This is a genomic window from Lysobacter arenosi (genome assembly GCF_016613475.2).
GTDB lineage: Bacteria > Pseudomonadota > Gammaproteobacteria > Xanthomonadales > Xanthomonadaceae > Lysobacter_J > Lysobacter_J arenosi.
On the sequence record NZ_CP071517.1, the window covers coordinates 986,147 to 999,251 of the forward strand.

Annotated in this window: 12 protein-coding genes and 1 pseudogene; 6 read left to right on the top strand and 7 right to left on the bottom strand. The window is 66.5% G+C overall.

What is annotated here, in order from left to right; translation table 11 throughout:
- Positions 1-12: 12 nt before the first annotated feature.
- The 4 genes from HIV01_RS04665 to ligD all read right to left on the bottom strand — a co-directional run bounded on the left by HIV01_RS04665 (position 13) and on the right by ligD (position 5,422).
- On the bottom strand, positions 13-837 hold the full coding sequence (locus HIV01_RS04665) for an alpha/beta fold hydrolase (protein ID WP_200605179.1): 825 nt from the start codon (positions 835-837) through the stop codon (positions 13-15).
- Between the two features lie 119 nt (positions 838-956).
- On the bottom strand, positions 957-1,766 hold the full coding sequence (locus HIV01_RS04670) for a tetratricopeptide repeat protein (protein ID WP_200605180.1): 810 nt from the start codon (positions 1,764-1,766) through the stop codon (positions 957-959).
- Positions 1,767-1,772: 6 nt separating this feature from the next.
- Positions 1,773-2,687: a non-homologous end joining protein Ku gene (gene ku / locus HIV01_RS04675; protein ID WP_200605181.1), complete on the bottom strand. Its 915-nt coding sequence runs from the start codon at positions 2,685-2,687 to the stop codon at positions 1,773-1,775.
- 20 nt (positions 2,688-2,707) lie between these two features.
- Positions 2,708-5,422, bottom strand: a complete 2,715-nt coding sequence (gene ligD / locus HIV01_RS04680) for a DNA ligase D (RefSeq protein ID WP_200605182.1) — start codon at positions 5,420-5,422, stop codon at positions 2,708-2,710.
- Between the two features lie 25 nt (positions 5,423-5,447).
- Here ligD and HIV01_RS04685 point away from each other — a divergent pair, with 25 nt between their 5' ends.
- Both HIV01_RS04685 and HIV01_RS04690 read left to right on the top strand, forming a co-directional pair.
- A complete protein-coding gene (locus tag HIV01_RS04685; RefSeq protein ID WP_200605183.1) occupies positions 5,448-6,173 on the top strand; it encodes a DUF72 domain-containing protein in 726 nt (241 codons plus the stop codon).
- On the top strand, positions 6,170-6,841 hold the full coding sequence (locus tag HIV01_RS04690; protein WP_200605184.1) for an alpha/beta hydrolase family protein: 672 nt from the start codon (positions 6,170-6,172) through the stop codon (positions 6,839-6,841). Before HIV01_RS04685 ends, HIV01_RS04690 begins: the two co-directional genes overlap by 4 nt.
- Positions 6,842-6,848: 7 nt before the next feature.
- On the opposite strand, the gene HIV01_RS04695 is transcribed toward HIV01_RS04690, so the two are convergent.
- A complete protein-coding gene (locus HIV01_RS04695; RefSeq protein WP_200605185.1) occupies positions 6,849-7,748 on the bottom strand; it encodes an SDR family oxidoreductase in 900 nt (299 codons plus the stop codon).
- A gap of 62 nt (positions 7,749-7,810) precedes the next feature.
- Positions 7,811-8,560, bottom strand: coding sequence for an SDR family oxidoreductase (locus HIV01_RS04700; protein ID WP_200605186.1), 750 nt, complete (start codon positions 8,558-8,560; stop codon positions 7,811-7,813).
- A gap of 128 nt (positions 8,561-8,688) precedes the next feature.
- Between HIV01_RS04700 and HIV01_RS18120 the strand changes: the two are divergent.
- Positions 8,689-9,580, top strand: a pseudogene (locus HIV01_RS18120) (LysR family transcriptional regulator); the annotation flags it as partial.
- Positions 9,581-9,595: 15 nt separating this feature from the next.
- Here the strand turns inward: HIV01_RS18120 and HIV01_RS04710 are convergent.
- The gene (locus HIV01_RS04710; RefSeq protein ID WP_207527090.1) at positions 9,596-11,164 is read right to left on the bottom strand and encodes a methyltransferase regulatory domain-containing protein; all 1,569 of its coding nucleotides are present in this window, start codon (positions 11,162-11,164) and stop codon (positions 9,596-9,598) included.
- Positions 11,165-11,505: 341 nt separating this feature from the next.
- Between HIV01_RS04710 and HIV01_RS04715 the strand changes: the two genes are divergently transcribed.
- The 3 genes from HIV01_RS04715 to HIV01_RS04725 all read left to right on the top strand — a co-directional run bounded on the left by HIV01_RS04715 (position 11,506) and on the right by HIV01_RS04725 (position 13,104).
- A complete protein-coding gene (locus HIV01_RS04715; protein WP_207527091.1) occupies positions 11,506-11,931 on the top strand; it encodes a hypothetical protein in 426 nt (141 codons plus the stop codon).
- A gap of 191 nt (positions 11,932-12,122) precedes the next feature.
- Positions 12,123-12,572, top strand: a complete 450-nt coding sequence (gene msrB / locus HIV01_RS04720) for a peptide-methionine (R)-S-oxide reductase MsrB (protein ID WP_200605190.1) — start codon at positions 12,123-12,125, stop codon at positions 12,570-12,572.
- 7 nt (positions 12,573-12,579) lie between these two features.
- Positions 12,580-13,104 (top strand): RrF2 family transcriptional regulator, encoded by a 525-nt coding sequence (locus HIV01_RS04725; protein ID WP_200605191.1) that lies wholly within the window; start codon positions 12,580-12,582, stop codon positions 13,102-13,104.
- Position 13,105: the final 1 nt, after the last annotated feature.

Consider the following 13,105-nt stretch of genomic DNA (forward strand, 5'->3'; position numbering starts at 1 on the left):
CGGCCCACTGACTCAGGACTTCGCGAACGCCAGCAGGTCGGCGTTGAGCTGGTCCTTGTGCGTGTCGGTGATGCCGTGCGGGGCGCCCGGGTACACGACCAGCTTGGCGTCCTTGATCAGCTTGGCCGACGAGCGCGCGGCGGCGTCGATCGGGACGATCTGGTCGTCGTCGCCGTGGATGATGATCGTGGGCACGTCGAACTTCTTCAGGTCTTCGGTGAAGTCGGTCTCCGAGAACGCCTTGATCGAGTCGTGCGTGTTCTTGTGGCCGCCCATCATTCCCTGCATCCACCAGGCATTGATCACGCCCTGCGACGGCTTCGCGCCGGGGCGGTTGTAGCCGAAGAACGGACCGCTGGGGATGTCGAGGAACAACTGCGAGCGGTTGGCGATGAGGCCGGCACGGATTCCGTCAAACACGCTCACTGGCAAGCCGCCGGGGTTGGCGTCGGTCTTGACCATCAACGGCGGCACCGCGGAGATGAGTCCGGCCTTCTTGACCCGCTTGGTGCCATGGCGACCGATGTAGCGGGCCACTTCGCCACCGCCGGTGGAGAAGCCGAAGATCACGATGTCCTTGACGTCCAGGTGGTTAAGCAATTGCGCCAGGTCGTCGGCGTAGTGGTCCATGTCGTTGCCGTCCCAGGGCTGGCTGGAGCGCCCGTGGCCGCGGCGGTCGTGGGCAATGCAGCGAAAGCCGTTGTCGGCCAGGTGGTACATCTGCGATTCCCAGCTGTCGGCATTGAGCGGCCATCCGTGGCAGAAGACCACGACGGGACCCTTGCCCCAGTCCTTGTAGTAGAGCTCGACGTTCTCTTTCGTGGTGAAGATGGCCATGGTCCAGTGCGCTCCGGTGGGGGATGGATGGGGACTTCGACGCCGATGCACCTTAGGGTGGGCCGCGCCGAGATTGTGTGTAGAGCCTCTGGCACGATCCGTGCGAATGCCGGAGCGGGCTAATCGCGCGAGGACGTCAGCCGCCGGTACTGCGACATGTGGCGGATGGCCTGTCGCGGCTGGTCGAGCGCCTCGTGCAGCAGGGCCAGGTTGTAGTGGCAATCGGCCAGGGCAGGGTCCTCCTGCAACGCGGCCTCGTACGCCTGGATCGCTTCCTGCTTGCGGTCCATGTCGTCCAGCAGCACGCCCAGGTTGTAGAACAGCAGCGGATCGTCGTCGCCGTTGGCGAGCGCATCGCGGTAGACGCGCTCGGCCTCCTCGAACCGCCCCAGTTCGTGCAGCAGGCGACCGAGGTTGATCCGCGCGTCCTGTCGGGCCGGCTCGGCGGCGATGGCGCGCCGGTAGGCGGCGATGGCGGCTTCGGCGGCATCAGGTTCGGTGTGGGCGCCGCTGTCGGCGGTGGGCAGGGCGGATGCGGCCGGGACCGGCTCGATCACCCGCAGTGACCCCTGCGCCGGATCACCTTCGAACGCGAGCAGGTACTGCCCCGATTCGGCATGCCAGCGGCTGCCGCCTTCGCGCACGACCACGTGGTCGGCAATGGCGCCAATGCTCAGGCCCGACAACGGCATCTCCTCGGGCAGCCGGCTGCGCAGTTCCTTAAGCGAACGCAGGATCCGTCGCTGCGGCACGTTGGCCGCGGCGAGTGCCTGCGCGGTGCGCAGCACGATCAGGTCCTGGAACGAGAACAGCCAGGCATTGCGCGGCCCGCGCATGGGCGCGACGAACCCCGCCGTGACCAGCGAACGGATGGCACTGCGGGGCAGGCGGAGCAGCTTTTCGACATCACGCATGCCGTAGTGATGCATGTGCGGCTACTTCGCCTTCTTTGCAGCCTTGCGCCTGGCCGGTGCCTGCTCTCGATCAGCCTGGTCTTCCTCGACGGCCTGCTTGGGTGGTTTGCGTGCGCGTGTCGCCGACTGGGTCGCGACCTTGCCTTTGGCCGCGGGCGCCGCACCCTTCTTCTCCAGGCTCGCACGCAGCGCTTCCATGAGGTCGATGATCTGCGCGCCGCCACCGGGTTCTTCGGCCACGGTGATCTGCTCGCCTTCGACCTTGCGCTGGATCGCCTCCTCGACGCGCTCGCTGACCTCGTCCTTGTAGGCGGCCGGATCGAAGCGGCTGGAGGCCTGCTGGTCGATCAGTTGCTGGGCCAGCTTTAGCTCGGCATCGCGGACGTCCGTCTTGGGGATGTCGAGGTCGCCGATCGAGCGCACCTCGTTGGCATACAGCAGCTGCTGCATGACCAGGCCGTCGTCGACGGGGCGGATCATCACGATGTGCTGCTTGCCGTGCGATGCCCAGGTGCCGACCGCGCAGCGCTTGGATTCGCGCAGCGCCTTGGCGAACAGCGCGTACGGCTTGGCGCCGCCCTTGTCGGGAGCCAGGTAGTAGGCCTTGTCGAAGTAGACCGGGTCGATCGAGGAGATCGGCACGAACTCGGTGATGTCGGCACTGTGCGTGCCGGCTTCCTCGAGCGCCTTGAGCTCCTCGGGCGTGAACATGACGTACTGGTCCTTGGCGAACTCGTAGCCCTTCACGATGTCGTTACGCGCGACCGGGATTTCCTCGCGCGCGCAGATGTACTGCTGCTTCAGGCGCGATCCGCAGCCCTTGTGCAGCAGGTTGAAGGAGATCGAGTGGCTGGACTCGGTGGCCGAGTACAGCTTCACCGGGATGGATACCAGACCGAATGAAACGGTCAGCGACGCAATCGAACGTGCAGCCATGACTGCCTCCGGGAGGGACGTCAGGCGGGGCCACCCGCCAGGGCGCTCGCCAGGTCCTGCTTGCGTTCCAGGGCGTCGCTCCAGCGATCACCCGTGCGGGACAGACGCTTTACCACATCCGGGATCCTGAAGTCGAGCGGGTGCGCGTCGGCCAGTTCGTCCCAGGTCAGCGGCATCGACACCGGCGCGCCGGGCTCGCCGCGTGGCGAGTAGGCCACGTTCAAGGTCTTGCCGCGCACGTTCATGTTGTGGTCCATGAAGATCTTGCCGGTGCGCTTGGGCACGCTCCAGTCCATGGTGATGTCCTTGGGGTGCTGGCGCATGAGGTGGCGGCTGACCAGTTCCGACACGTGCCGGGCGGCATCGAAGTCGAGCGTGCGCCGGATCGGCACGAACACGTGCAGGCCGGTCTTGCCGGATGTCTTCACGATCGGCTGCAGCGACATGCCAAGCAGCAGTTCGCGCAACCAGAACGCGACCTGCTTGCCTTTCTCGAAGGCCACGGTGTTGAGCTCCGGCTCGGCGCCCTTGGCCTCCTTGCCCGAGTAGATATAGGGGTCGATGTCGAACACGACATAGTCCGGGTAGTTCAGCACCGACGCTTCCATCGCTTCCAGCGAGCTGTCGTAGTCGGTCGACGTGGATATTGCATCCGGCCCCGGACGTGCACGCGAATGCCAGACGTGGAACTCCAGCGTGCCCGACTGCGCCAGCCACAGCAGCGTGGGCAGGTTGTTGCACAGCAGGTACTCGTGGTCCTCGTCCTTGTGCGCCGAATAGACATTCACCGTCTCGACGAAGTCCGGTCGCTCCTGCTTCCAGTGCTTCTGGAAAAAGCGCTGGCCACCGATGCCATCGGGCATGCGGATCATCGTCAGTGGCCGGTCGGCGAGATGGGGCAGCATCAACGGCGCGACGTGGGTCAGGTAGCGCAGCAGGTCGCGTTTGCTCAGCGCCGGTTGCTGCAAGGCTTCGACCGCGGGCCAGTAGACGCGGTCGAGGTGGGTCAGGCGGATGCGCTGGTCGCCGACGGCGAGGTCGAAGGCGTTCTTCGGATTGTCGAGTGCTGCCAGGATGTCGTCGGCGCCACTGGCGGGTCGGCGCGCTTCGACGTTGCTGCGTCGCTTAGCGGATTGCGCGACCGCCAGCGGATCGACACGTTTGACCGTGCGTGCTTCGATGTCGTCGCGCAGGCGGACGAACGTCGGCGCCCGCAGCGATCCGTCTTCGGTCCACTGCTGGTAGTTGATCTCGGCGACCAGTTCGGGCTTTACCCAAGTGACCGGGCCGTTGACCACTGGCGTTTCAGCAAACGGGCAAACGTCTACATGCAGCGGCTCCAGTCGCGCCAGCACCTGCTTGAGCGCGCGCTCGTCGAACCCCGAACCGACGTGCGAGGCGTGGCGCAGCTTGCCCTTGTCCCAGTAGCCGACCAGTAGCGCACCGAGTTTCCCGCGCCCGCCCTTGCCGCGGGTGTATCCACCGATGACGAACTCGGCGCTGTGCGTCGGCTTGATCTTCAGCCACGACGGCGAGCGCCGGCCGGCCTCGTAGACGCTGTCCTTGTGCTTGCCGACCACGCCCTCGAAGCCACTGGCGAGCGCGGCGTCCTGCAGCGCGGCGCCATCGTCGGCCGCATGCACCAGGTGGATCAGCGGCGACGGCAGCAGGCATTGCGCGAGGTAACGACGGCGGTCCCGGTAGGGCGTCCGGCGCAGGTCGATGCCTTCGAAGTGCAGCAGGTCGAAGGCGTAGAAGAGGGTGGGACTGGCGCGATCGGCGGCGGCGATCTCACGCTCGCCCTTGAGCTGAAAGCGGTTCTGCAATGCGTTGAAGGAGGGTTTGCCATTGCCGTCGAAGGCCACCAGCTCACCGTCGAGGATCAGGCCGCTGTGTGCCTGCTCGCGCAGCTCGGCGGCCAGGCGCGGGAACGTCGCGGCCAGCTCGAGGCCGCGCCGCGAACGGATGCGGACGCCGTTGCTGTCGACGAATGCGAGCGCGCGGTAGCCGTCCAGCTTCGGCTCCCATAGCCAGTCCGGACTCTGCAAGGGTGCATCGCCGATTTCGGCGAGCATCGGCTGCAGCTTCTCCGGCATGACGGTCAGTTCTCCGTGCGGGGCCAGTCGCGTCGCCGGCATCCGGTGCACCGGCGCGACCTTGAGGTCGCGGACGGTAAATCCGGACAGCACCGATCGGTCCTGTGCGGTGACATCGGCCGTGGTGACGAAGCGATCTTTGTGCTTGATCAGCAACCAGGTCTTCGGGTCCTTGGTGCGCACCAGCGCGAACGAGCCTTTCAGCTTCTCGCCGCGCAGCTGGATGCTCAGCTTGCCGGCGTCGATGCCTTCGCGCACGCGGCGCTCGGCTTCGGCGCGGTCATGGAATGCGGTGCCGCCCTCGTCGGGGCTGTAGACGCCGCAGTCCCACACGATCACTTCGCCGGAGCCGTACTGGCCCGGCGGAATCACGCCCTCGAACGAGGCGTAGTCGTAGGGATGGTCCTCGACGAACACCGCCAGGCGCTTCTCGGCGGGGTCCAGCGACGGCCCTTTCGGCACGGCCCAGGACTTGAGCACGCCGTCGCACTGCAGACGGAAGTCGTAATGCAGCGCCCGCGCCAGATGCTGCTGGACCACGAACAATAGCGGCCCGCTGCCGCCCTCGACGGCCACCGGCGGCGGTTCCGGGGTGGCTTCGAAGCGTCGCTTGGCGGAATATTCGCTGAGCTTTGCCATGTCGGGTCACCGAAGGGTTCGGATCATGACTGCACGACTGCTGGTGGGTGCGAGCGGCTATTCCTACAAGGAATGGAAGGGCGACTTCTATCCCGCGACCATCAAGCCCGACGCCATGCTGGCCTGGTACGCGCAGCGCCTGCCCACGGTCGAGATCAACAATACCTTCTACCGGATGCCCAGGGTGTCGATGCTGGAGGAGTGGGGGCAGGCGACTCCGGAGCACTTCCGCTTCGCGATCAAGGCCTCGCGCAACATCACCCACGAGGCGCGACTGAAGGCCGAGGAGGCCAGCCAGCCACTGGCCTATCTTTACGACCACCTGCAGGCACTGGGCGACAAGCGCGGCCCGGTGCTGTTCCAGCTGCCGCCGTTCCTGAAGAAGGACCTGCCGCGCCTGGTCGCTTTCCTGCAGTTGCTGCCCGCGGACCATCGGGCCGTGTTCGAGTTCCGCAACGACAGCTGGTTCGATGACGACGTCTACGAGGCATTGCGCGGCGCCGGCGCGACGCTGTGCCTGTCCGAGCGCGAGGACGCGACACCGCCGCCGCTGCTGGAAACCTCGTCGTGGGGGTATGTGCGGTTGCGCCTGGAACGCTATACCGGCCACGACCTGGCGCGCTGGGTGGAGCGGCTCAACGCGACGGCATGGGAGGATGTCCATGTCTACTTCATGCACGAACCGACCGCGCCGGAATATGCGCGGACATTGATGGAGCTTGCGGCCGTGCAGGAGGGCAGGGAGACATGACCGATCCGGTGAGCATCGTTGTCGAATCAGGCGAGCAGGTCTCCGGCCTGCTGCAGGCACCTTCCGATGCATTGGCGTGCTACGTGCTTGCCCATGGAGCAGGTGCAGGAATGACCCATGCGTTCATGGCGGCGGTGGCCGACGGACTGGCCGAGCGATCGGTGGCCACGCTCCGCTATCAGTTCCCCTACATGGAGCGCGGTTCACGCAGGCCCGATACGCCGAAGCTGGCGCAGGCGACCGTGCGCGCCGCAGTGGCGGAAGCGTCGCGGCGAATGCCCGGAACGCCGTTGATTGCCGGCGGCAAGTCGTTCGGCGGACGCATGACCTCGCAGGCACAAGCGGCCTTACCCTTGCCGGGCGTGCTCGGACTGGCGTTCATCGGCTTTCCGTTGCACCCGGCGGGCAAGCCTTCGGACGATCGCGCCGACCATCTCGCGCAGGTCTCGGTACCGATGCTGTTCCTGCAAGGCACGCGCGATGAACTGGCCAGCCTCGAGCTGCTGCAGCCAGTGGTGGACCGGCTGCAGGCCCTGGCGACATTGCAGCTGTTCGCCGATGGCGATCACTCCTTCCACGTACCGGCACGCAGCGGGCGCAAGGATTCGCAGGTGATGGCGGAACTTCTGGACGTGCTGGCGAAGTGGATCGGCTCGGTGGTGCGGTAGCAGGCGGTCAATGCGCCGTGCGCGGCACCAGCAGGTCCGACAATCCCACGCGGTGCAGCATCTCGGCGCGCAGCCGGTCGGTCACCGTGAAGCCGACGTCGGCACCGTCCGCGGCGGGGTCGACGTGGACGCGGAACGGTCGCTTGCCGACGGGCATCGCCACCGCATCGACGATCGCTTCCGCCACCAGCGACGCATCAGCGTCGGCCGGCACTATCTCGGCAAAGGCCTGCTGGATCTGTCCGCCGAATCCGGCATACGGGCCGGCGTCGTACTCGGCGGCTCGTGCCTCGTCGTCTGGCTGGCCGCTGTGGGCGAAGTGGTTGGTGCCGCTGGTGAACGCGCCGGGCACGATGATCGAGGTCTCGATGCCCCAGCGCGAAAGCTCGCGTGCGTACTGCACGGCGATCGCATCCATTGCGGCCTTGGCGCCGAAGTAGGGCGCCAGGTACGGCGGCGTGCCGCCGGCGACACTGCTGCTGGACACCCACACCACCAGGCCGCTGTGCTGGCGACGCAGGTGTGGCAAGGCGGCGCGGTTGACGCGTTGCGTGCTCAGCACGTTGACGTCGTACATCTGCGCGTACTGCTCCGGCGTGAATGCCTCGGCCGGGCCGAACATCATGTGGCCGGCGTTGTGGATCAGCACGTCTATGCGGCCGGTCTCGGCGATGACCTGAGCGATCGCCTGGTCGACCGAATCCTGCGACTGCACGTCCATCTCGCCGGTGCGCAGGTCGACGCCGTTCTCGTTGGAGAAGGCCTTCATCTGCTCGACGACCGTGGCGTTGCGGCCGGTGGTGTTACGCATCGAGGCGTAGACGGTGTGTCCGGCCCTGGCGAGCGCTTCAGCGGTGAGGCGACCAAAGCCGCTGGAGGCGCCGGTGATGACGATGACGTTGTTCATGGAATTCTCCCGGGTGCATCAGGCGCGTCGCCGCGATGCACCGCGAATGTGTGGATTGATGTTCAGATGATCCCGCCGTTGGCGCGCAGGACCTGGCCGTTGATCCAGGCACCGTCCGGGCCGGCGAGGAAAGCCACGGCGGCAGCGATGTCGGTCGGCTCGCCCAGGCGCTCCAGCGGTGCCTGCCTCGCCAGGCGGTCGATCACTTCCTGCGGCTTGCCTTCGAGGAACAGGCGCGTGGCGGTCGGACCCGGCGCAACCGAATTGACGGTGATGCTGCGGCCGCGCAGTTCCTTGGTCAGTACGTGGCTCATCGCTTCGACCGCGGCCTTGGTCGCGGCATAGACGCCATAGGTCGCAGGCGTCAGGCCGACCACACTGCTCGACAGGTTGATGATGCGACCGCCGTCGCGCAGGCGGCGGGCAGCCTCGCGCAGGGTGTTGAAGGTGCCCTTGAGGTTGACAGAGACCTGGCTGTCGAACAGCGCATCGTCGCTTTCGGCGAGCGAGGCCAGGCGCATGATGCCGGCGTTGTTGACGAGCACGTCGACGCCACCGAAGGCGGCCTCGGCGGCCTCGAACATGCGTGCGACAGCGGCCGGATCGGCGACGTCGGCCTGGGCGCTGATGGCGCGGCCGCCGGCCTGCTCGATCTTGCCGACGAGGGCTTCGGCTTCGTCCGGCGAACCGGCGTAGTTGACGACGACGGTGGAGCCATCGGCCGCGAGGCGCTCGGCGATGGCGGCGCCGATGCCACGGGAGGCACCGGTGACGAGGGCGGTCCTAGTGGAAGTCCGGGGGGAGGTGTTCATGGCGGGATTCCTTGGGTTTCGCGCCGGGGATCGGCGGCGTGGGGATAGTCTGGCGAGGCCGCGCCTGGAGATAATCCACCGGAATTTGGTATTACTGTTTCCCCTGAGCGAACAATGGGAGACTCCCCGTGGACCGGTTCGACGTGATGCGGCTGTTCGTCAGGATCGTCGAGCGCCGCAGCTTCACCCAGGCCGCGCACGACATGGACGTGCCGCGTTCGACCTGCACCAAGGTCATCCACGATCTGGAGGAGCGACTGGGCGCGCGCCTGTTGCAGCGGACCACGCGCGTGGTGCGACCGACGCTGGACGGCGAGGCGTACTACCGGCGTTGCCTGGGCATCCTCGACGACATCGAGGACGCCGACGACGTGTTCCGCAATGCGATGCCCAAGGGCGTGCTGCGCGTGGAAGTGCAGGGCACGATCGCGCGCCACTTCCTGCTGCCGGCGCTGCCGGCATTCTTCGAACGCTATCCCGACATCGAGCTGTCGATCAGCGAGGGTGAGCGCTGGGTCGACCCTGGTGCAGGAAGGCGTGGACTGTGCGCTGCGCTACGGCCAGCTGCGCGATAGCGAACTGGTGGCCCGCCAGGTCGGGATGCTCGAGCGGCTTACCGTCGCCACGCCCGACTACCTGGCCCGCTTCGGCACGCCGTCATCGATTGACGAGTTGGAAGGCCACCGCGTGGTCGGCCTGCGCTCGATCTCCACCGGGCACATCACGCCGATGGAGTTCGGTCAGGGCAGCCAGTCGCGCACCGTCAGCCTGCCTTGCATCCTCTCGGTGACCGGCACCGAGAGTTACCTGGCCGGCATCCGCCTGGGCCTGGGCATGGCGCAGGTGCCGCGCTTCCACATCGAGGATGAGCTTCGCAGCGGCGCACTGGTGCCGCTGCTTGCCGACACGCCGCCACCTTCGGCGCCCGTGTCGTTGTTGTATTCACGCACGCGCCAGTTGTCGCCGCGCGTGCGCGTGTTCCTGGACTGGGCCCGCGCGCGAGTTCGCCGTGCGGCTGGCCAAGGAGAGCTGAACTCAGCGCGAGGCGCCCGCCAGCATCGCATTGCTCGACATCCACGCAAGCGCCTGCGTGACCGCGTCGGTGGCAAGGCGGTTGATCTGTTGTGGATCGTCGATCGTCTTGCGGCCTTCGTCGAAGGTGAGGCGCTGCTCGGCGACGGCCGCGACCAGCGCCGCCACCAGCGCCGGGCGATCGTTGCGGCCGTCCAGGAGCGGCAACAGGAACGATGCGGCCACGCCCGGTTCGAGGGAGTAGTGCCATTGACTGAACAGCCTGATCGGCGTGGCAGCGCCGAGGCCGGACAGGGCGCGTAGCGCAGGAAGAGACTTGGGCTTGGACGGGATGGCCGATTCCAGCGGCATGGGATCCAGGCGACAGTGCACCGCGTTGCCGACGATCAGCGCGCCGATGAAGGCCATCAGCTGCTCCTTTCCTTCCTCGCCCGGGGCGATGGCGTTGGCCGCCTTGACCAGCGTCGCCACCGGAACGGTTCCGGGCCAGGCCTTGGTGAGCGCGCAGATCATCGACTGTGCCACTTCGCTGGAGGCGGTGACGTTGCGCCCGTTGTCGGTCGCCCAGCTGCAGCCGTCATCGGAGGTCGGCGTGTAGTTGCCGGCGACGTGCAACTGCGAGATCCGCGAGGCATCGAGCTGGTAGCGGATCTGCCCCGTCCTCCCGGAATGCACCAGCAGCGTCTGCCGGAAGGTGCGATTGCCAAGGAAGTCGAGCAGTTGTTCCAGCCGGACCTGGTCGCCTTCGCACTCGGCGAGCAACAGTTTTGCCTGCTCCGCGCCGTAGTTGTCGGCGAACATGCTGCTGACATGCGCTTCGGCCAGGAAATCCAGGCCGTGTTTCCGCGCGCCCGCCAGGAAGTCGCGGAAGTAGCACGGCGAGTTGCACAGCTCCAGGTATTCGTGGGCGAGGTAATAGTCCTCGCCGTGGCGGATCGTGTCGATGTTGTCGCCCATGATCTTCGCCAGGACGCTGCCCTGCGGCGCCATGTCGTGCAGGAAATCGACCATGCCGCGGGCGTAGGCGAGTCGCTCGCCGGCATCGGTGCGGCCGTTCGCGCGCAGCAGCATCGCATCGCGCACGACTTCCTTGGCCTTCCATCCCGGATAGGTGTTGTAGCTGACGTAGGCGATGCCATCCGGGGCCAGGCATTGGCTTGCAACTCGCACGATCGCTTCCTGCACCTCCGGTGGCACCCAGCTGTAGACGCCATGACAGATGATGTAGTCGAACTCGCCCAGGCTCTCGTCGAGATCGGCAATGCTGGCCTGGACCAGGCGCAGGTTCTTCAGCCCCATCGCGGCGATGGCGCGTTGCCCGGCATCCACCTGCACCTGCGACAGCTCGATGCCCGTCACTTCGGCGTGCGGGTAACGCGCCGCGAACGGGATCAGGTTGCCGCCGGCGGCACAGCCCAGCTCGAGCACGCGGGCACGCTCCGGGGCGGGGGCGTCGAGGCCGAACAGGTGCGCGACCGTGCGCAGGTGTTCCGGGGCAGTCACCTGGAACGCACCGGAGAGGTAGGGAAATTCGTCGTAGGTCCGGCCGATCTGTTCCGTAAGCGTCGTCATGGTCCGTTGCGATAGCACTGGTGGGAGTCCTCCAGTCTAGGAAGCGGACCCGCAACGGATCGTTTGTCCGGGCGCTGAAAATTGCTCGGGTCGCTGCGAATATTTCTCGTGATCGCAGTCATGGCTGGAGCGACCGCGCGTCACTCGCGTACCGCGCCAGTCGGCTTCGAGCCCCCGTATCTTGTTGCTGGCGCGCTGGTTGCCTAGACTCCGGCACCAGGGGGCTGCATCCGCCAGAGCGGTGTGGCGAAGGGCATGCGACCGGTTCCCGGCGCGGCCCGGTCGATGTTTCGCATCAGGGGAATCCAATGAAGCAAGTGGCAGCAACTGTTGCGGCAGCCGTGCTGCTGGCGTCGTCGATCCTGCGGCCGGCTGTGGCCGGCCCTTACGGAGATGACCTGTCGAAATGCCTGGTCAAGTCGACGAGCTCCGAGGACAAGTCGCAGCTGGTGGAGTGGATCTTCTTCTCGATTGCACTGAACCCTCGCGTGTCGGGATTGACGAGCATCCCCGATGCCAAGCGCGACGAAGCGAACGTGAAGACGGGTGAGCTGTTCACCCGGCTGATTGCCGACTCCTGCAAGGCCGAAACACAGCACGCTGTGAAGTACGAAGGCACGGCCGCCATCAGTGGTGCCTTCCAGTTGCTCGGCCAAGTCGCGGCGCAGGAGATCTTTGCCGATCCGGCGGTGGTGAAGGGAACCGAAGCCTTCGCCAAGTACATCGACAGCGATCGCATCGAAAAGGCGCTCGGCGCGTCGAAGTGATGTTGTAAATCGGCGGCGCAGACCCTCTTCGGCCGCCGCCGATACATTGGCTTACAAACCCCCACTGCACACGTCGCCGATTCGGGGTCATGGCTGGAAAAGAGCATCCCGATGGCGCAGAGTCCTGCGCATTGGACTCGCTGCCGGCGCCCCCATCTCATTGGGACGCCCAATCCGCCCAGGAGACCCCCATGAGCGACTACCGCAAGACTCCCGAAGCCCTCGCCAAGTTGACCCCCGAGCAGTACCGCGTGACCCAGGAAGGCGCCACCGAGCGTCCGGGCACCGGCGAGTACCTGCACAACGACAAGGTTGGCATCTACGTCGACATCGTCTCGGGCGAACCGCTGTTCGCGTCCTCGGCGAAGTTCGATTCCGGTTGCGGCTGGCCCAGCTTCACCAAGCCGATCGGACCGGCCAACGTCAAGGAACTGCGCGATACCACGCACGGCATGATCCGCACCGAAGTGCGTTCGGCCAGCGGCGACAGCCACCTTGGCCATGTCTTCCCCGATGGTCCGCGTGACCAGGGCGGCCTGCGCTACTGCATCAACTCGGCGTCGCTGCGCTTCGTCCCGCTCGAGGAGATGGAAGCGGCCGGTTACGGCCCCTGGATCGACCAGGTCGAAGACGTCCGGTAACCGACCGGTGAGCTTCATCACCACCGGTGTCGAGTACGGCCTGCACTGCCTGACCTACCTGGTGGGGCCGCCGCACGGTGCCCGTGAAGCCTCGGTCCGCGACCTGGCGGAGTTGCAGAGCGTGCCCGCGGACTTCCTCGCGAAAGTGTTCACCAAGCTGCGTCGCGCCGGCCTGGTGAATGCCTCCGAGGGAGTCCGGGGTGGCTTTGCGCTCGCGCGTCCGGCGGCGTCGATTTCGGTGCTCGACGTGGTCGAGGCCATCGACGGCAAGCGCAGCCTGTTCGAGTGCAATGACATCCGCGGCAACTGCGCGATCTTCCAGGGGCGCGCACCGCGGTGGGCGACGACGGGAACCTGCTCGATCCATGCCGTCATGCTCGAAGCCGAGAAGCACATGCGGCGGTCACTGGCCGAGCATTCCCTTGCCGACCTCGCCGATGCGATCGGCAGCAAGGCGCGCCAGGACTACGGCGACGACATCCGTGCCTGGCTGGGCACCCGCGCGGAGCAGAAAGTGCGACAGCCCGGCTGAC